This window comes from Mesonia sediminis, assembly GCF_042684705.1.
GTDB lineage: Bacteria > Bacteroidota > Bacteroidia > Flavobacteriales > Flavobacteriaceae > Mesonia > Mesonia sediminis.
The window spans coordinates 238,184-257,488 of the sequence record NZ_JBHULZ010000026.1 but is presented as its reverse complement, the minus strand read 5'-3'; the positions used below and the strand labels follow the sequence as shown (position 1 = coordinate 257,488).

21 protein-coding genes are annotated in these 19,305 nt (G+C 36.1%); 7 read left to right on the top strand and 14 right to left on the bottom strand.

Annotated elements, in window-relative coordinates:
* Positions 1-4: 4 nt before the first annotated feature.
* From ACFSQ0_RS06895 to ACFSQ0_RS06875, 5 genes are read right to left on the bottom strand one after another with little or no spacing between them, the layout of a single operon-like run.
* Positions 5-574: an RNA polymerase sigma factor gene (locus tag ACFSQ0_RS06895; protein WP_379046071.1), complete on the bottom strand. Its 570-nt coding sequence runs from the start codon at positions 572-574 to the stop codon at positions 5-7.
* Positions 575-577: 3 nt separating this feature from the next.
* Positions 578-2,404, bottom strand: coding sequence for an ABC transporter ATP-binding protein (locus tag ACFSQ0_RS06890; RefSeq protein ID WP_379046068.1), 1,827 nt, complete (start codon positions 2,402-2,404; stop codon positions 578-580).
* An 8-nt stretch (positions 2,405-2,412) separates the two neighbouring features.
* Complete coding sequence (locus tag ACFSQ0_RS06885) at positions 2,413-4,134, bottom strand: phospho-sugar mutase (protein WP_379046065.1); 1,722 nt, start codon at positions 4,132-4,134, stop codon at positions 2,413-2,415.
* A 56-nt stretch (positions 4,135-4,190) separates the two neighbouring features.
* The gene (locus tag ACFSQ0_RS06880; RefSeq protein WP_379046062.1) at positions 4,191-5,144 is read right to left on the bottom strand and encodes a glycosyltransferase family 2 protein; all 954 of its coding nucleotides are present in this window, start codon (positions 5,142-5,144) and stop codon (positions 4,191-4,193) included.
* A gap of 3 nt (positions 5,145-5,147) precedes the next feature.
* The gene (locus tag ACFSQ0_RS06875) at positions 5,148-5,684 is read right to left on the bottom strand and encodes a DUF4199 domain-containing protein (protein ID WP_379046059.1); all 537 of its coding nucleotides are present in this window, start codon (positions 5,682-5,684) and stop codon (positions 5,148-5,150) included.
* A 168-nt stretch (positions 5,685-5,852) separates the two neighbouring features.
* Between ACFSQ0_RS06875 and ACFSQ0_RS06870 the strand changes: the two genes are divergently transcribed.
* Complete coding sequence (locus ACFSQ0_RS06870) at positions 5,853-6,107, top strand: type B 50S ribosomal protein L31 (protein WP_147862803.1); 255 nt, start codon at positions 5,853-5,855, stop codon at positions 6,105-6,107.
* Between the two features lie 171 nt (positions 6,108-6,278).
* Here the strand turns inward: ACFSQ0_RS06870 and ACFSQ0_RS06865 are convergent, their stop codons facing one another.
* The 6 genes from ACFSQ0_RS06865 to ACFSQ0_RS06840 all read right to left on the bottom strand — a co-directional run bounded on the left by ACFSQ0_RS06865 (position 6,279) and on the right by ACFSQ0_RS06840 (position 13,538).
* Positions 6,279-8,501 (bottom strand): NADP-dependent isocitrate dehydrogenase, encoded by a 2,223-nt coding sequence (locus ACFSQ0_RS06865; RefSeq protein WP_379046055.1) that lies wholly within the window; start codon positions 8,499-8,501, stop codon positions 6,279-6,281.
* A gap of 178 nt (positions 8,502-8,679) precedes the next feature.
* On the bottom strand, positions 8,680-9,039 hold the full coding sequence (rplS, locus tag ACFSQ0_RS06860; protein WP_147862801.1) for a 50S ribosomal protein L19: 360 nt from the start codon (positions 9,037-9,039) through the stop codon (positions 8,680-8,682).
* A gap of 107 nt (positions 9,040-9,146) precedes the next feature.
* Positions 9,147-9,824 carry a tRNA (guanosine(37)-N1)-methyltransferase TrmD gene (gene trmD, locus ACFSQ0_RS06855; RefSeq protein ID WP_379046052.1) on the bottom strand — a complete coding sequence of 226 codons (678 nt, stop codon included), beginning with the start codon at positions 9,822-9,824 and terminating at the stop codon, positions 9,147-9,149.
* Between the two features lie 9 nt (positions 9,825-9,833).
* A complete protein-coding gene (locus tag ACFSQ0_RS06850) occupies positions 9,834-10,424 on the bottom strand; it encodes a hypothetical protein (protein ID WP_379046049.1) in 591 nt (196 codons plus the stop codon).
* 129 nt (positions 10,425-10,553) lie between these two features.
* The gene (locus ACFSQ0_RS06845) at positions 10,554-12,002 is read right to left on the bottom strand and encodes a glyceraldehyde-3-phosphate dehydrogenase (protein WP_379046046.1); all 1,449 of its coding nucleotides are present in this window, start codon (positions 12,000-12,002) and stop codon (positions 10,554-10,556) included.
* A gap of 132 nt (positions 12,003-12,134) precedes the next feature.
* Positions 12,135-13,538, bottom strand: a complete 1,404-nt coding sequence (locus tag ACFSQ0_RS06840; RefSeq protein WP_379046043.1) for a S1C family serine protease — start codon at positions 13,536-13,538, stop codon at positions 12,135-12,137.
* Between the two features lie 116 nt (positions 13,539-13,654).
* Here ACFSQ0_RS06840 and dapF point away from each other — a divergent pair, with 116 nt between their 5' ends.
* From dapF to ACFSQ0_RS06810, 6 genes are all read left to right on the top strand, one after another.
* Positions 13,655-14,437 (top strand): diaminopimelate epimerase, encoded by a 783-nt coding sequence (dapF, locus tag ACFSQ0_RS06835; RefSeq protein ID WP_379046040.1) that lies wholly within the window; start codon positions 13,655-13,657, stop codon positions 14,435-14,437.
* The gene (locus tag ACFSQ0_RS06830; RefSeq protein ID WP_379046037.1) at positions 14,431-14,961 is read left to right on the top strand and encodes a GNAT family N-acetyltransferase; all 531 of its coding nucleotides are present in this window, start codon (positions 14,431-14,433) and stop codon (positions 14,959-14,961) included. Before dapF ends, ACFSQ0_RS06830 begins: the two co-directional genes overlap by 7 nt.
* The gene (gene mltG, locus ACFSQ0_RS06825) at positions 14,951-15,997 is read left to right on the top strand and encodes an endolytic transglycosylase MltG (protein ID WP_379046034.1); all 1,047 of its coding nucleotides are present in this window, start codon (positions 14,951-14,953) and stop codon (positions 15,995-15,997) included. Before ACFSQ0_RS06830 ends, mltG begins: the two co-directional genes overlap by 11 nt.
* A gap of 177 nt (positions 15,998-16,174) precedes the next feature.
* Complete coding sequence (locus ACFSQ0_RS06820) at positions 16,175-16,615, top strand: hypothetical protein (RefSeq protein WP_379046031.1); 441 nt, start codon at positions 16,175-16,177, stop codon at positions 16,613-16,615.
* Positions 16,616-16,645: 30 nt separating this feature from the next.
* Positions 16,646-17,449 carry a hypothetical protein gene (locus ACFSQ0_RS06815; RefSeq protein ID WP_379046028.1) on the top strand — a complete coding sequence of 268 codons (804 nt, stop codon included), beginning with the start codon at positions 16,646-16,648 and terminating at the stop codon, positions 17,447-17,449.
* Between the two features lie 238 nt (positions 17,450-17,687).
* Complete coding sequence (locus tag ACFSQ0_RS06810; protein ID WP_379046026.1) at positions 17,688-17,942, top strand: hypothetical protein; 255 nt, start codon at positions 17,688-17,690, stop codon at positions 17,940-17,942.
* A 164-nt stretch (positions 17,943-18,106) separates the two neighbouring features.
* Here ACFSQ0_RS06810 and ACFSQ0_RS06805 read toward each other — a convergent pair whose 3' ends face one another.
* Genes ACFSQ0_RS06805 through ACFSQ0_RS06795 form a run of 3 tightly spaced genes read right to left on the bottom strand, consistent with a single transcriptional unit; the run spans position 18,107 to position 19,303 of the window.
* On the bottom strand, positions 18,107-18,556 hold the full coding sequence (locus ACFSQ0_RS06805) for a DUF4870 domain-containing protein (RefSeq protein ID WP_379046023.1): 450 nt from the start codon (positions 18,554-18,556) through the stop codon (positions 18,107-18,109).
* Between the two features lies 1 nt (position 18,557).
* Entirely contained in the window at positions 18,558-18,965 is a 408-nt protein-coding gene (locus ACFSQ0_RS06800; protein WP_379046021.1) for a DUF2752 domain-containing protein, read from the bottom strand.
* Positions 18,965-19,303, bottom strand: a complete 339-nt coding sequence (locus tag ACFSQ0_RS06795) for a TM2 domain-containing protein (RefSeq protein ID WP_379046018.1) — start codon at positions 19,301-19,303, stop codon at positions 18,965-18,967. Before ACFSQ0_RS06795 ends, ACFSQ0_RS06800 begins: the two co-directional genes overlap by 1 nt.
* Positions 19,304-19,305: the final 2 nt, after the last annotated feature.

The following is a 19,305-nucleotide window of genomic DNA, read 5'->3' as shown; positions in this document are numbered from 1 at the left end:
GACTTTAATGTGTATTAAAGGTTTGATTGCGCGCTAAAAATTCTTTTATTTTTTGAACGGCATGGTGATAATTTGACTTTAGAGCCCCTTCACTTACCTCTAATATTTCTGCGATTTCTTTGTATTTTAAACCTTCGAAGTAATGCATAATAAATACTTGTTGTTGCTTTTCAGGTAAATTGTTAACCGCTTTTTGCAATTCCAATTGAATTTCATCACCATCGAAGTAAATATCAGCTTTTAAGTTCTCTATAAGCTCTTCTTGTAGTTCTTGACTGGAGATATTTAGGCGTTTTGCTTTTTTGTTTAAAAAAGTAATGGCCTCATTAGTGGCAATACGATACATCCAACTATAAAGTTTGCTATCACCTTTAAAATTATGAATGTATCGATATACTTTTACAAAAGTATTCTGCAAGACATCGTGCGCATCATCATGATTCTTAACCATATGCCGGACGTGCCAGTAAAGCGGTTCTTTATAAAGGTCTACCAACTGTTTAAAAGCTTGCTCAGCCTCTGCACGAGAAGCTTTGAGTGCTTTAACAATATGGCTTTCCTCTGGTGTTAGCATGGCTTATTCAAAAGATTGCATTTCGACTAAATTTTTATAAACTCCTTGAGCAGCTAATAAATCTTGGTGTTTACCTTGCTCTACAATCTCGCCTTGTTTCATAACCACAATTAAATCGGCATTTTGAATGGTAGAAAGACGGTGTGCAATTACAATTGAGGTGCGATTTAGCATCATATTTTCTAGGGCTCTTTGTACCAACTGTTCGCTCTCGGTGTCTAGGGCAGATGTGGCTTCGTCTAAAATCATTATTGGCGGATTTTTAAGTACTGCCCTAGCAATAGAAAGTCGTTGTTTTTGGCCTCCGCTTAGTTTACCTCCAGCGTCACCAATATTGGTATGAATGCCTTCTGGTAGATCAGAAACAAATTCCCAAGCATTGGCAATTTTTAAAGCGGCAATAACTTCCTCTTCACTGGCATCAGGTTTGCCTAATGTAATATTGTTGTAAATACTATCATTAAATAAAATGGAGTCTTGGGTTACCATTCCCATTAATCCGCGTAAGCTCTTCTTTTGAATATTTTTAATATTCACTCCATCAACTAGAATTTCACCTTGATCAATATCATAAAAACGAGTGATTAAATTGGCTATGGTGCTTTTGCCACTTCCAGATTGACCCACTAAGGCTACTGTTTTACCTTTCTGTACCTCGAGATTAAAATTTTTGAGTACTTGTTTTTTATCATAACCAAAAGATAGGTTGTTGATTTGAATACCTTGATCAAAACTGTCTTTTTTAAGACTATTGGGTTGATCTTTTAAAATTGTATCATTTTCAATAATTTCCAAAACCCGATCTGCAGCAGCATTACCTCTTTTAACCGCATACGATGCTTTGCTAATGGCTTTGGCAGGAGTTAAAATATTGTATGCCAGCCCCATATAGGTTATAAAGGTTGCCCCGTCTAAATTACCATCTATAATCACCATTTTTCCGCCATACCAAAGTAAAATGGCAATAACAATAATACCTAAAAACTCACTGGTTGGTGAGGCAAGATTTTGTCTGTGCATGAGACTATTTGAAAAATTGTATAGCCTGTTGGTGGTATTTTCAAATTTGTTACCAAATCGCTCCTCAGCATTAAAGGCTTTGATGATTTTTAGTCCAGAAAGGGTTTCTTCTAAATTAGATAAAACTTGCCCACGCTCACGTTGTACATCATCTGATTTTTTCTTCAGTTGCTTTCCGATTAACGAAATAATATAGCCTGAAAGAGGAATAAAGATAAAAACAAATAGGGTAAGTTGTGGGCTAAGCGCTAACATACCGATAATTGTAAATAAAATGGTTAACGGCTCTTTTACCACCAATTCAAGCATAGATAAAAAGCTACGTTGCACTTCTTCAACATCTGAGGTCATTCTTGCAATGGTATCTCCTTTTCTTTTTTCGCTATAAAAAGCTACGGGCATAGCTACAATTTTATGGTAAAGTTTGTTTTGTAAATCCCGTAAAACGCCGTTGCGCAAAAAGGCGATGAAATATAAACCGGCATAATTAAAAAGATTTTTAAGTAAAAACAGGCTAATAATGAGAATAACCAATACCGTTAACGTAGCCACCCCACCATTTTGTGCAGTGTAGGTGGTTATGAAGTAGTTGGAATAATTCTCGAAATAATCTGAAATATGCATTAAACCTTTATACTCTGGCTCATTGGTTACCCGCTCTGCATTAGAGAACATCACTTTTAACATAGGGATAAGTGATATCATAGAAAGAGTGCTAAACAGCGCATAAAAAATATTGCTTATAACATTTAAAAAAGCATATTTTTTATAGGGGAGCACAAAGGGAAAAATCTTTTTAATATAATTCATTACAATACTTAATCGTTAAGTCTAAAATAGGTTAGGGCTTGGGCTATTTTCTGCGTCAAAATTTCTTTTTGCTGATTATATTTATCTGCATCGGCCAAAGGAGTTTGTACGCTAATGTAGAACTTTATTTTTGGTTCTGTTCCGCTAGGTCTAGCCGCAATTTTTGTTCCGTCTTCTAAATAGAAAATCAAAACGTTACTTTTAGGAATGTCTAAAATGCTCTTTTTATTTTGACTTAGGTCTAATGCTAATGAGGTAGAATAGTCTTCGAGGCGAATTACATTGACTCCATTAATTTCTTTTGGCGGATTGGCGCGCAAATCCTCCATCATTTGTTTGATTTCTTGAGCACCCGTAATTCCTTTTTTAACAAGCGATACCAAGTGTTCTTGATACAAACCGTGTGTTGTATAGAGACTTATCAATTGCTCGTAAATACTTTTGTTTTTATGCTTGGCCAGAGCAGCCATTTCGCACATTAATAAGGTGGCGCTCACCGCGTCTTTATCTCGAACAAAGTCGCCTACCATATAGCCAAAACTCTCTTCGCCACCACCAATAAATTTCTGTTCAGGGAAATCTTTAATCATTTTGGCAATCCACTTGAATCCGGTTAAACCAACTTTACATTCCACTTGGTAATGTTCAGCTAGTTTCTGCATAAGCGGAGTAGAAACAATGGTAGAGGCAATAAATTCATTTCCAATTAACTCGTGTTGCTGAGTGTGTTGTTTTAAAAGAAAATCGGTCATTAGCACCATGCTTTGGTTACCGTTTAACAAGATCATTTTTCCTGTCTTATCTCGAATTCCAACTCCTAGGCGGTCACTATCTGGATCTGTACCAATTACGATATCTGCATTAACTTCCTCGGCCAATTCTAGTGCCATCTCTAGTGCCTCTGGTTCCTCTGGGTTGGGAGATTTTACAGTAGGGAAATCGCCATTGGGAGTTGCTTGAGCCTCTACAATATGTAAATTTTCATAGCCTGCGCGTTTTAAAACTTCTGGTATAAGGGTAATTGAAGTACCGTGTAAACTAGTGAAAACAATACTTAATTCTTTTTTAGCTTTAGTTGGGGTATTAAAAGTTACTTTTTCTAGCACCGTATTGATGTAGGCTTCATCAAGGTTTTTACCTATATTTTGAATCAATTCGGGCTTTGGTTCAAAAACAATCTGGTCGTAGGTAAGTTGATTAATTTCGGCGATAATTTCTTGATCCTGCGGGGGAACCAGTTGACCGCCATCTTGCCAATATACCTTATAGCCATTGTATTCAGGCGGATTATGACTTGCAGTTAATACAATACCACAATGGCACTTTAAATGCTTTACGGTAAAAGAAAGTTCGGGTGTAGGTCTTAAATCTTCAAATAAATAAACCTCAATACCATTACCCGAAAAAACATCGGCAACTGTTTGTGCTAGACTTTGGCTGTTGTGCCGACAGTCATAGGCAATCGCAACTTTTAAGGCCTCATTAGGGAAGGTTTTTTTTAAATAGGCTGCTATTCCTTGGGTGTTTTTTCCCAGCGTATACCGATTTATCCGATTGGTACCTGGCCCCATAATACCGCGCATACCTCCTGTACCAAAGGCTAAATCTTTATAAAATGCGTCTTTAAGTTCTTCTGGGTTTTCATTTATTAAAGCTTGTACTTGTTGCTTTGTATTTTGATCAAATGGGCTATTTAGCCACACTTGTGCTTTTTGTTTAATTGCATCCATTCAACTTGTTGTTAAGTGTGTTTACAAAAGTAAATATTATTAAATAGGCTAGGGCCTTAATTTACAGTTTTACTGATTTTATAGCGTTTTTGATTTTTTTGCGTGCGTAAAATGAGTTCGCCTAAAAATCCGGCAAGGAAAAACAAACTACCTATTATCATAACGCTTAAAGCAATATAAAACCAAGGATTTTGAGTAACCAAAATGTCTGGAATATTGTTCCATAGCTTGTAAAGTTTAGAGGCTCCAATAATGAAGGCCGTCATAAATCCGATAAGGAACATAAGCACACCCATTGAGCCAAATAAATGCATAGGACGTTTACCAAATTTTGAAAAAAACCAAATGGTTATAAGGTCTAAAAAACCAAAAATAAAACGTTCTGCGCCAAATTTGGTAGAGCCGTACTTTCTCGCCTGGTGTTTAACTACCTTTTCACCAATATGAGAGAAACCTTGGTTTTTGGCCAGTAGCGGAATGTAGCGATGCATTTCGCCGTAAACCTCAATATTTTTAACCACTTCGCTTTTATAAGCTTTAAGTCCGCAATTAAAATCGTGTAAGCTTAAACCGCTAATTTTTCTGGCTGCGGCATTGAATAATTTAGAGGGAATGTTTTTGGTAAGCACATTGTCATATCGCCTTTTTTTCCATCCCGATACCAAATCATAACCTTCTTGGTTAATTAAAGAATACAGTTCTGGAATTTCCTCGGGGCTATCTTGCAAGTCTGCATCCATAGTAATTACTACTTCTCCTTTAGTCTTTAAAAATCCGGCATGCAATGCTTGAGATTTCCCGTAATTTTTTTGAAAATGTATAACCCGTACTCGAGAATCTTGACTTCCTAAAGCATCTAATATTTTACCTGATTGATCTTGGCTGCCATCGTTGATAAAGATAACCTCAAAGCTAAATTGGTTAGCTTCGAGCACCTTAACCAGCCATTGATAAAGCTCGGGTATTGATTTTTCTTCGTTTAATAAAGGAATAACAATAGAAAGCTGCATAAATTATAAGTTGTCGGGTTGTTTTTGTCTAAAAACAAGAGCAACAATTAATCCGATGATCGAGTAAAATACAATATTGGTAGCCAAGCCGATGGCTTGATTTTTTAAAGAGAATTGATTTTCTTGCTCCATACCGGCTATTGTCAAATCAATTTGTTCTTGAGTTGAACCAAATTTTGCCATGGTATCGGCCACTTGTTCTTTGCTAAATTCTACGATATAAGCCCCTGCCTCGGGATCAATAAGGTTAAAAATACTAAACTGTGTAAGGCTTTGTGCTACCAAGCCAATGATTACGCAAATAAAGTAGGCAGTGAAAGCTTTTCTGAATGAAAATATTTCGGTCGCAGCCGATTTACAAGCCTTTGTGGAGGCTACTCCAAATCCCACAAGGACAAAAAAGAGAATTAGACTTAAATACCATTTGGTAAACATTTCAACCGAAAGGGCATAAGCTAAACTAAAGATGAGTACTACGGCTAAAGCTAAATAAAGCCCATAATTGCTGGCAACTGATTTAAGATTAGTAGAATTTTGCATAGGAAAAAAGGATTGATTTCTTTATAGGTGTACAAATATAGGAAAAGGTTACAGGGTTAGAATAAAAAGTTTATATTTGTAGAATAATTATTGGAAAAATATTGTTTTATTCTGATAATTGTTTAAATTTGCACCTCGAAAAAATCATAAGATTTAAAGTTTAAGAAGATGAAACAAGGAATACATCCCGAAAATTATAGACTTGTAGCTTTTAAAGATATGTCTAACGAAGAAGTCTTTATTACTAAGTCGACGGTAAAAACCAGAGAAACTATTGAAGTAGACGGTACAGAGTATCCGCTAGTGAAATTAGAGATTTCTAGAACTTCTCATCCATTTTATACTGGTAAGAAGAAATTAATTGATACCGCTGGACGTATAGATAAGTTCAAAAACAAATACGCGAAGTTTAAGAAAAACTAAACTTTGTTTGACACATATTTAAAGAGCCATATTCTACTAGAATTTGGCTTTTTTTTATGCCTAAGAATAAGCAATTAAATTTTTTTAACGGTAGGGAGATGCTTCATATTTAAAAATAAAAAAAAGCCATTAGTTTTTACACTAATGGCTTTCTTTTAAAGGAATATAAGCTTAAGCTTTATTGATAATTTTGTTTAAAGTGCTGCTAGGTCTCATTTCTTCGTAAGTTCTCTTTACGTCTGGGAAATAGTAGCCATTGATATCAACTGGTTTACCTTGGGCATGGTTAAGCTCTTGCAGAATAACTGTTTCGTTAGCTTTTAACTCTTTGGCAATTCTTCCAAATTCTTTTTGTAGAGCTTCGTCTTCTTTTTGATTTGCCAAAGCTTCTGCCCAATACATAGCCAAATAGAAGTGTGAGCCTCTGTTGTCTAATTCATTTACCTTACGAGAAGGGGATTTTTTATTGTCTAAAAATTTATCGGTAGCTTCGTCTAGCGCCTTTGATAACACCAATGCTTTTTTGTTGTTAAAGGTTTTGCTAAGGTGCTCAAGAGAAACCGACAATGCTAAAAACTCTCCTAAAGAATCCCATCTTAAATGGCCTTCTTCTAAGAATTGTTGTACGTGTTTTGGAGCAGATCCGCCGGCACCGGTTTCAAATAAGCCGCCTCCATTCATCAAGGGTACAATTGAAAGCATTTTTGCGCTTGTTCCTAATTCTAAAATAGGGAACAAATCGGTTAGATAGTCTCGTAAAACATTTCCTGTTACCGAAATAGTATTTTCACCTCTTTTAACGCGCTCTAAAGTAAATTGAGTAGCTTCAGCGACATTCATTATACGGATGTCTATATCTGAGGTGTCATAATCTTTTAAGTAAGTTTCTACTTTTTTGATTAATTCGGCATCGTGGGCTCTATTTTTATCTAACCAGAAAACAGCTGGCCATTGGGTGTCTTTTGCACGCGAAACGGCAAGCTTTACCCAATCTTTAATAGGAGCATCTTTGGTTTGACACATTCTCCAGATATCACCTTCTTCTACTTCGTGAGCCAAAAGAGTTTCACCGTTCATTACGACTTTAACCGTTCCATTCGCTGGGATTTCGAAGGTTTTATCGTGAGAACCATACTCTTCTGCTTTTTGGGCCATTAAGCCAACATTGGGTACGGTACCCATAGTAGTCGGGTCAAAAGCTCCGTTTTCTTTAGAAAATTGAATGGTTGCTTCATATAAATCGGCGTAACTGCTATCTGGAATCACGGCTAAAGTATCTTGTGTTTTGCCTTCGGCATTCCACATTTGACCTGAAGTTCTTATCATAGCTGGCATTGAAGCGTCAATAATCACATCACTAGGTACGTGTAAGTTGGTAATGCCCTTATCTGAATCTACCATGGCTAAGGCGGGACCTTCGGCATAGGTTTCCTCAATTTTGGCATTTATTTTCTTTTGTAATTCTTCAGGTAGTGTATTGATTGCTCTAATCACATCACCAAAACCACTGGTTGTGTCGGCACCTGCTTTTTCCAGCTCTTCTCCAAACTCTTCGAATACATCGCTAAAAAACACTTTTACCGCGTGTCCAAAAATGATAGGGTCTGATACCTTCATCATGGTAGCTTTCATGTGTAAGGAGAACAATACGCCATCTTCCTTTGCAGTTTTTACCTGTTCTTTTAAAAACTGAATTAAAGCTTTTTTGCTTAGTACAGAAGCATCAATAACCTCACCTTTTAGAAGTTTGGTTTGAGGTTTTAATACCAGAACTTCGTTATTATCTTGATGTAATTCTATGCTAACCTCACCGGCTTGTTTTAGGGTAGTCGATTTTTCTGAGTTCCTAAAATCACCCGAGCTCATACTTGCTACGCGTGTTTTAGAATCTTTTGACCATTCTCCCATGCGGTGTGGGTTCTTTTTGGCATAATTTTTAACGGCTTGTGGTGCTCTACGATCTGAGTTTCCTTCGCGCAACACAGGGTTTACCGCACTACCTTTTACTTTATCATAGGTAGCTTTGATTTGCTTTTCTTTTTCATTTTGTGGCTCATCGGGATAATTTGGTAGGTTATAGCCCTTTGCCTGTAACTCTTTTATGGCAGCTTTTAATTGAGGAACCGAAGCACTAATGTTGGGTAATTTAATAATATTTGCTTCTGGCTTTTTTGCCAATTCACCTAATTCAGCCAAGGCATTGGGTACACGCTGGTCTTGTTTTAAAACTTCAGGAAAAACAGCTAGAATTCTAGCGGCCAAAGAAATGTCTTTGGTTTCAACATCTATACCAGAGGAAGCGGTGAAAGCTTCGATAATAGGTAATAGTGAATGCGTAGCTAAAAAAGGAGCTTCGTCTGTTTTGGTGTACATTATCTTGGGTTGGTCTGCCATAACTGTTTATTTTTAATTATTAAATGCATTTGCGCTACTCTTTTAAAGTCAGCACTAAAATCGGAGCAAATATAGTTAATTATACGCCTAATTTAAAGGATAAAAGTTTAGAAAAATTATAAAAAACAAAGCCTTTTTTCGCAAGAAAAAAGGCTTTGTTTTGTAACGTAAAAAAGGCTTATTTAGCTTTGTGCATACGCTCTTTAATACGTGCTTTTTTACCAGTAAGTTCTCTAAAGTAGAAAATTCTAGCTCTACGTACCTTACCTCTTTTGTTTACTTCAATTTTTTGAAGTGCAGGAAGGTTGATAGGGAAAATTCTTTCAACACCCACTGTACCACTCATTTTTCTAATGGTAAAAGTTTGTGAAGCTCCAGTTCCTTTTTTCTGAATTACCACACCTCTAAAGAACTGTGTACGGGTTTTTTGACCCTCTTTGATTTCGTAGTAAACCGTGATTGTGTCTCCCGCTTTAAATTCTGGGAAGTCTTTCTTGGTTACAAATTCGTCTTGAACAAATTTAATTAAAGATTCCATGTTTTTATGGTTTAAAATTTTTCTAATCAACATACACGTATTTCGCCAGAGGTTGTTTTAGAATTGCGTGCAAAAATAATTTTATTTTTTTAAATAACCAATTTTTATTAGTCTTTTAATAGGTCGGGCCTGCGTTCTTGGGTGCGTTCGTAGGCTTTTTTTTCTCTCCAGGCTTCTATTTTAGGAAAATTACCAGTTGTCAATATTTCGGGTACTTTCCAGCCTTTGTATTCAGCAGGGCGCGTATAGATGGGTGGAGCCAATAAGTTGTCTTGAAAAGAATCGGTTAGGGCAGAGGTCTCGTTTCCTAATACTCCAGGTATCAAGCGTATCACAGCGTCGCATAATACCGCTGCTCCTAATTCGCCACCAGAGAGAACATAATCACCAATAGAGATCTCGCGTGTGATGAAATGTTCACGAACGCGCTCGTCTACGCCTTTATAGTGCCCACATAAAATGATTATATTTTTTTTTAGCGAAAGCTGATTGGCTGTGCCTTGATTTAATGTTGAGCCATCGGGCGTCATATAAATCACTTCATCATAGTCGCGTTGTGATTTTAAATGACTAATGCATTTATCAATGGGTTCTATCATCATCACCATTCCTGCGCCGCCACCATATTGGTAATCATCTATCTGTTTGTAATTGTCACTAACGTAATCGCGCAGATTATGTAAATGGACAGCAACTAAACCTTTTTCTATGGCTCGTTTTAAAATGGAAGCCTCAAAGGGACTCTTGAGTAAATCCGGTACAACCGTGATGATGTCTATGCGCATGGCCGTTTCTTATGCTTTATTTCTGTTGATTTCATCTTGCAGTTGTCTGCCTAGACGCTGCTGTTTTTCTAGAGCTCTTTTTTTATAATCATCAAACTCAGCCTCGCATTCTTGTAGATTCTGCTTGGCTTCTCTCGTCGCTGCGTTACTGCTCTTAAATTTATAGATAAAAAACAATAAGATAATTAATAGTACGAATACAACCCCCCACATGATGCTTTGGTAAGTTGATTTATCGGTTGATATGCCTAAAAATTGTATGTTGTTTTTCTCACTATTTACCAAGTCTAAATCTTCTTGGGTAGAAGATAAAGAATGATTTAGCTTCTCAATTCTATTTTGCTTAGCACTTAAACTGTCTTCAAGTTGTTGTATGTTTTTATTCAACCCGTCGATCTTTACTTTTGTTTTCTTTTGAAGCTGAAGTAGTAAAGCGTGTTTAACAACTTTATATTCTTGGTAGTTATTGGCGTTTTCAATAAGTTCGCTGAACTGTTCATTAATAGTGGGTTCTTTTTGAACACTATCTTGAGCTCGTATTCCGGTTAAAGCGAAAAAACATAGCAAAAAGGTTACCGAGAGTTTAAGAATATTATTCATAAAAATTTTTCTTGCCAAAACGATTTATAATCGGCATTATTGTAATTAAAGTCGTATTTGTATTTATTTTAAACAAAAAAAGCAAACCAGTACCAAAGTACAGGTTTGCTTAATTTTAGTCTGCTGCCATTAATAATAGGTAAAACGTCTTACTTTGGCGATGTATTTTGCTAATCTGATTACCTGGTGACTATAACCGTATTCATTATCATACCAAATGTATAGAATGATGTTTTTTCCATCTTTATTTACGATTGTGGCGTTACTGTCGTAAATAGAGGGGGCCGATGATCCTATAATATCAGACGATACCAGCTCATTATCGATAGAATATTTTATTTGCTCTACCAAATTACCTTCTAAAGCATATTGCTTTAAAACACCATTAAGTTCTGTTAAGCTAGTGGCCTTGTTTATTTCTAAGTTTAAAATAGCTAATGAACCATTAGGAACTGGCACACGAATAGCATTAGAAGTTAGTTTACCTTCTAAGGCAGGTAGAGCTTTTGACACTGCTTTTCCGGCTCCTGTTTCGGTTATAACCATGTTCAAGGCAGCTGCTCGACCTCTTCGGTATTTTTTGTGCATGTTGTCTACCAAGTTTTGATCGTTGGTATAAGCATGAATAGTTTCTAAATGTCCGTGTTCTACACCAAAAGTGTCTTCAATTGCTTTAAGTACTGGGGTAATGGCGTTAGTAGTACAAGATGCGGCCGAGAAAATGTCAATTTCATCTGGATTGTGCTCCAACTCATTTACACCATGTACAATATTAGGAACTCCTTTGCCGGGAGCTGTTAATAGCACCTTGTCTGCACCTTTTGGTACCAAGTGTCTTTGTAAAGCTTCTTTATCTCTAAATGCTCCTGTGTTATCAATAACCAAAGCATTGTTGATTCCGTATTGGGTATAATCAATATCTTCTGGTTGGTTGGCACTTATAATATGAACAGTTGTTCCGTTTATAATCAAACTTTGGTTGGCTTCATCTACTTTTACTGTACCAGAAAAATCACCATGAACCGAATCGCTTTTTAAAAGTGAGGCTCTTTTCTCAAGAACGGTTTTATCAATTTTTCCTCTTACCACAATGGCTCTCAAGCGCAGTTGGCTACCTTTACCGGTTTTCATCATTAGTTCGCGAGCTAATAGCCTACCAATACGCCCAAATCCGTAAAGCACCACGTCTTTAGGTTCAAAGCCAGCAAATTCTTTTGCTTTAGCAAGTTTTTTTGATACAAATGATGTAGCGCTGTTGGCTTCATTTTTGTCTAATTGAAACTCGTAAGTGAGTTTGCCTATGTCTAATTTTGAGGCGGGAAGGTCTAAGTCTTTTATCGCTTTAGCAATCTCTACACTGTCAAAAATTGAAATTGGTTTTTGAACAAATTCTCCAGCGTATTCGTGCAAATAAAGAATTTCGCTAACGTTTTGATCTAATAATTGATTTTTAAAAAGAACAAGTTCTATCGATTTATCGTACCATAAATCATTTAATACTTTTATGAACTCTACTGTAGCCTTGCGTCTATCGGCCTGGAAAGCAAGTTCTTTCTCGTAAGTTGTTTGCTGACTCATTTTTGTTTTGTTGTGTTATGAAAATTAAAAGTCTGTGCAAAAATATACATTTAAATGTAATGGCATGTATAATAAACAAAAATCCTCTTTTAAAGCTAAAAGAGGATTTTATGTTTTTAATATAAACACCGATTAAAAATAATAGCTTTCTTCTCGGCCAAGACGGTCTTTAAAAGTTATTTTGGTTTTTTCGTTTTCGGCTTTGTTTTGAATTATTCTTTTAGCATCCTTCACGCTCGAAATCTTTTGATCGTCTATTCTGGTTATGATAAATTGGTCATCGGGAATATTAATGCGGTCGTTGAGTGTGCCTAATATTTTAACACCGTATTTTGCTTTAAAATACTGGAGGTACTCACTAGAGGCGTTACCAATCTCAATACCTGCTTTGATGATGCGTAATCGTTCAAACTCGGTTAGCTTTACTTCGGTTGTTTTTTCATTACCATTTCTAATAAAAGTAATGCTTACCACATCATTGGGTCTTTTAGTTTGAACATACGAAGTGAGATCTTCTAGTTTACGGACTCTTAAACCATCAATATTGGTAATTAAGTCGTCTTTTTTTAAACCGGCTTCTTTTGCACCATCAGAAACACCAGCTACATAAACCCCTTGCGAAATTTTAAGCTCATTTTCTTCTACCATATTGGGGTTGATAGTGGCTGCTTGTATGCCTAGTACGGCGTGTTTTACATTTCCATATTCAATTAAATCTTCTACAATTTTCCGTGCGTTATTACTTGGTACAGCAAACCCATACCCTATATAACTGCCTGTTTGTGAAGTGATGGCCGTATTTATGCCAATGAGCTCGCCATTAATATTAACTAAAGCGCCACCGCTGTTACCTGGATTTATGGCAGCATCAGTTTGAATAAAAGAAGGTAAACCGGCTGTTTCGGCACCCAAATTTCTCCCTTTTGCACTTATAATTCCGGCTGTTACTGTAGAAGTTAAATTAAACGGATTACCAACAGCTAACACCCACTCGCCAATCTGGGTGTCATTACTATCGCCAAAAGTTAAATACTCTAAATCTTTGGCCTCAATTTTAAGTAAAGCGATGTCAGAGTTTGGTTCTGCACCAATGAGCTTTGCTTTGTAATTGCGATTGTTGTTAAGCGTTACCTCAATTTCAGAGGCATCTTTAATAACATGATAGTTGGTCACAATATAGCCGTCTTCGGTTATAATCACACCAGAACCAGCTCCTTGCACTGCTCGACCTCCTCGCATACCCCGCAGGTATTCTTGTATGGTTCTAGGTGCTCTTCCAATACTTACATTCTTCACGTGTACCACTGCGTGAACGGTTTTCTTGGCCGCCTGGGTAAAATCAGCGTCGCTGCTATTAAAATGCTTTACAAACTTAACTCCGGTATCTTGAGGCAGAGTATCTTCAATTTTTACTTTAGATTTTGAAACCGTTTGCTGGGCAACCTCGGTAACAGGTAAAAGATACTGTTGGTACAAGAATAAAGATATGCCGCTAGCCAAAACGGCAACTAAAAGTAATTGCAAGTTTCTTTTCATAATTCTTTTTATTTTAAAAATACGCTATAATTTTTCTGATGTTACAAACTTAACGCTACCTTAACGGCTCCTAGAAATCATGAAAGGTTGTATATTTGCGGCAATTAAGTCCACTTATGCAACTCGAATTTTACAAATATCAAGGAACCGGTAACGATTTTATCCTTATAGATAATCGCAAAGAATTTTTCAAAAATGATACCAAACTCATAGCTAGGCTGTGTGACCGAAAATTTGGCATAGGAGCAGACGGACTTATTCTTTTAGAGAATCATCCGAATCAAGAAATTGATTTTAAGATGGTTTATTTTAATGCCGATGGTAAAGAAAGTACTATGTGCGGTAACGGTGGGCGTTGCTTGGTTCATTTTGCTCATTTTTTGGGTATTTTTAAAGAAGAAACTCACTTTATGGCTGTAGATGGACTACACGCTGCGGCTGTAGAAAACAATGAGGTAAGTTTGCAAATGCAAGACGTATCGTTTGTAAAAAAAGTAAGCGATAACGCCTATTTTACTGATACGGGTTCACCTCATCACGTGGCTTTTGTTGATGATTTAGTCAATTTCCCCGTTTATGCAAACGGAAAAGAAATTCGCAACAGTTCTTTGTATGGTAAAGAAGGTAGCAATATCAATTTTGTAGAAGTACAATCAAAAGGTCTCTTTGTTAGAACATACGAGCGAGGCGTAGAAGACGAAACTTTATCTTGTGGTACAGGTGTAACGGCTGCCGCTTTAGTCGCATATCATAGCAAGCAAATAATCAAAAGCCCAGTAGCAATAAAAACCTTAGGTGGTTCTTTGCAGATCTCCTTTATTCCTAAAGAACGAGGCTTTACTAATGTCTTTTTAAAAGGGCCCGCTCAACAAGTTTTTAAAGGCAGTATCACATGTTAAGCAATCCAGAAGATACTATATACCTGCGTGCGCTAGAGCCTGAGGATTTAGATTTTATAGAGCAGGTAGAAAATGATAGTCAATATTGGCATCTTAGCGGTACACAAAAACCCTTTTCGCGCTATATATTAAAGCAATATTTAGCCGAATCACATCGTGATATTTATGAAGTTAAGCAATTACGCTTGGTTATTTCGCTTAAAGCGGATAAGAACATAGGTCTATTAGATTTTTATGATTTTGATCCTCAAAACCGAAGGGTTGCGCTAGGAGTTATTATTTTTGATCCCAAATACAGGCAATCAGGTTATGCCTATACGGCGGTAAAGCAAGCTTGTGAATTTGCCCAAGAACATTTAAAAGTGCATCAAATTTACGCGGGTATATTAGCCGATAACCACCCCAGTATTCAATTGTTTGAAAAACTCAATTTTAAACGTACCGGCGTGCAAAAAGATTGGGTGCTGTGTCAAGGAACTTTTAAAGACCAATATTTATATCAACTTATTAATCATGTATATTAAAAAAATTCTTGTTATTATCGCGGTATTAGGTATTGTGGTGCTTAGCTTCTTTAGTTACCATATTTATCAAAGTATTTTTGCACCCAATACTGCCTTTGAAAGCGAAACTCAGGCAATCTATATTCCCAGTAAACCTAATTATGAGAAAGATGTTTTAAAGCAATTAAAACCTTTGCTACAAGATGCCCAAAGTTTTCATATGGTGGCCAAGCAAAAAGGCTATATGCAAAACCTAAAACCAGGGAAATATATTTTACGCCGAGGTATGAGTAATAATGACATAGTAAATACATTGCGCAGTGCCAATACACCCGTAGCTGTTGTATTTAATAATCAGGAGCGCTTAGAAAATCTGGCGGGACGTGTAGCACAACAAATAGAAGCCGATAGTTTGTCTTTGCTAAATAGTTTTAAAGACGCTACTTTTTTAGCAGAAAACGGATTTAAACCTGCTACTGCTTTAGCGATGTATATTCCTAACCAGTATGAATTATATTGGAACACCTCTGCAGACGAATTTAGAGCACGGATGCTTAAAGAATACAAACGATTTTGGAACGAGAAACGAACCCAACAAGCAAAAAAAATAGGACTCAAAAAACAAGAGGTAATTACCGTAGCGAGTATTGTTCAAAAAGAAACCGCAAAAGTTAGTGAACGTAAACGCGTAGCCGGGGTATATATGAATAGATATAATAACGGCTGGAAATTAGATGCAGATCCTACAGTTATTTATGCCATCAAGTTACAAAACAAATCTTTTGATACCATAATCAAAAGGGTACTATATAAAGACTTAGAAATAGATAGTCCATACAATACATACAAATACAAAACCCTGCCTCCCGGACCCATTGCAATGCCCGATATCTCTAGTATAGATGCCGTGCTAAACTATGAAAAGCATAAATATTTTTATTTTGTAGCAAATCCAGAAAAACCAGGTTTCCATATGTTTGCCAAAACCTTAGCGCAGCACAATGCTAACAAACGCAAGTATGTGGCCTGGATAAACAAAATGGGTATAAAGCGTTAGATTTTTTTCTATAAAATTCTTTATCTTACGTTGGTTTATATCGCTTAAAGCGGATTTTTTAGAATTTTGATTTAATTTTCTATGTAGTTTTTTTTTAAAAATTACCTATCTTTAAAAAGTAGAATTTCAATTCGGCACCTCTAATTTTATTAGGGAGTATTCAATTATAAAAGAAAAATGACCTTATTACAGTTTAAAGAATTTTTAGTTGACTTTAGAGCAAATCCGCTATCTAAGAGAAACCAGCAATATACCGAGCAGTTTATTCGCCTGATAAATGAATTACAAGCAAGGCAACTCGATGATTTTGCAAGAGAACGCCTAGAAAATGAGCTTCAATTGTTGCATCAGAATTTTCAAATCAATGGACATAAAACGCATGTCAAAAAGGAATACCATAAATTACTTAAATTTCTTAAGCGAGAACTTAAGCTAACACCTAATTATTATTTCACGCAAATCGGTGTTGTAGTAGGAGGTTTGGCGGCTTTTATTTTTGGTTTCCTTTTTCTTTTTATTGGGATGATCGTAGGCGGACTTATAGGGTTTTACCTAGACAACCGTGTGCAGAAGAGGGGTGAAAGTCTCAGAATTGACTGGGATGGTCACTTTTGCTAAATTTGAAATATTAATTAAATCCATTTGAGTTTGACCTATTTTATACGAAGTTTTTTCATATTCTTGGCTTTCGGAATGAACGCACAGAGCGAATCTTTGCCTAGCCAACAAAAATTAGATTCTATTGTACAAGAAGCCGATAAGCTTTATGCCTATGAATGGGCTGCTTGGCAGGCAACCGATTTGTTAATGCAGCAAAATCATTTAAAAGCGCAATATGGAGGATATCTGGTATATGAAAAAAACGATAGTATCTACGTTAGTTTTTTAGAGAATAATCAGGAAAAAGTTATGGCGCAATACGGTTTTAGTTCGGCTGCAGGGCAGGGAAAACCTAGTTTTAACGAAGAACTACGAACACTTTCAAAAACCGAGTTGAATCTGTGGAATATCAAAAATAAAATTCTTAATCAAATTTTTACTCAGCATAAAGATATTACAATTCCCGAGGGTTGCAGCCCTAATTTGGTATTACTGGAAGGCGAAGCTCAATACCGTTTGTATTTGATTTTGGGCACGAGCCAAGAAAATAGAATTCCATTAGGCAATGATTATCTTTTTGTTGCCGATCAAGAGGGGAAGATTAGTCATTGGCGAAAGTTTCATAACACTTTTATTCCTATAGATATTCCCAAAACTGATGAACAAAAAATCAGCTCAGCGATGCACTCTCACGTAAAAACTACGCCGTATATCACGGCTACCGATATTTGTACATTTAGATTATATGCACCCCTATATGGTTTAGATCATTTCAAAGTTTATTCCTCGGCCTTAAAAACTGTTTTCGAATATAGATTAAGCGATAACCGCATCCTCATAACCGATTTGTAGGATTATTTATTTCTACAAATTATTTTCAAAAATTTTAAAATTACTCACTCTAAACGAACTGCTGTGTTTTTTTTACAAACTGCTGTGTTTGTAATTGCAAACAGCTGTGCTTGTGCTCGTAAGCTGCTGAGCTTGTAATTATAAACTGCTGAGCTTGTAATCATAAACTGCTGTGTTTGTTTCGGTAAACTGCGGTTATGATTTGCAGAAAGCAACATCCAACAGTTTAAAATTAAAAATGATAACCAATCGTAGAGTAAAGGTTTTTCCTAACGGAAACCCGGAAACTTATTGTACAGACCATTGGCGTTGTAGGTTTGTAAACCAACAAGTGCAATTAAAAAATGAAACCCCACAGTATTTAACAATAAATTATTCTGATGTGATTGATTTATTGGTAGAATTACAAGCCTCTGATTTTGATGTTATTAAAACTGAAAATCTATATGAGTTTGATGGTCAGCGTGGTTTCTCTCTAGGTCAAGGGGAGTAAAATAAACGATGCAATAAATTCTAAAAGTTTGGGCTAGCGAAGTTTTCTTGTTATTGGCGTTTTTGTTTTGTCCCTTTAGTTTTTCCTAGCCCATTCTTTTATAAAAAAATAGCCAATAATAAGTACTGGCTATTTTTCTTGCAGAATAAAGGAGATTAATGATTTTACAAACTGTTTGAATATTGATTTTTGCTCACCAATGAATCGGTAATTGATGCCAAAATAGGCCAGCGCATATGGTGGCCTTTTCTTACTCGATCTGCAATGACGATTGTAAAAATAAATTCAATCAAATTTAGTAATAATACGAAGCCTAGATAAAACCAATAAAATATTTTTAAAGGCCCCACATCTGTTTGAATGCAGATGATAGTACTTATCAGTAAAATACTATTAAAGGGAACTAAAACCAATTGTGACATTAAAGCTTGAGTTGCGTGCCAACGGACAAAAAAAGTACTTTTACGCTGGCTCAATAAATAGAAAAAGGTAGCAATTACATTTATAATAGGTAAGGGCAAGCCAACTATAATACCCACTAATGACATTAAATAGGCGTTACTCGCACGCTCGCACTCACTTTCATAGATGCGGGTTTCGGTTTTGAGGTACATATTAAAAAAAATAGTTTAAAAGCCACACAATAGCAACTAGTGTTAAAAATATGCTTAAATATAATGGTTTTTTAAGTAAACGCTCAAATTTGCTATAATAATTTAAGAGATTTCGTTTTTTACCTATTATGTCTATGCACCAAATTAACGAAAGACTTATTAAAACCAAGAGTGCTGGCAGGCTTAAAATATGTGCTTGATGTGCCGCGTATAGCTCCCCTTTTAGAAAATAAATTACCCCAGTAGTTAAACCACAACTGGGGCAATTTAAACCGGTGGTGTTTTTAAAAATGCAAACATTCCAATGAGTAGATGTGTCAAAAATCGACCATAGGTTCAAGGCGATCCAAGTCCAACAAGCGCCTAAGAATACTATAAAATAAGTGTAAAACTTAGGTCTGCTATGCATTATAATAGCACTCTGTAAAGATTTTCAAGATTTTTTTGACGGGTAGCACCCATTATGATGAACCAATCTACAATGGCCCAAACTCCAAAGCCGCCACAAGTAATTAGTTTACCTACGCCCAAGCCGGTATCACCTATTAAAAAGCGGTCTATGCCTAAGCCACCTGCTAGCAAAGAAACAATAAGTGAAGTGGTAGGGTCTTTAAACTGAATGCTTTGAAGGTTTAGCCAAGCGTCGTCATCTAATTCGAGAAGTCTTTTGCGAATTTGCGGTATTTGATGCCCTTCAAAATATTTGGCATTACCCATAATGAACATGTCTACTTTCTGTGATTCCATGA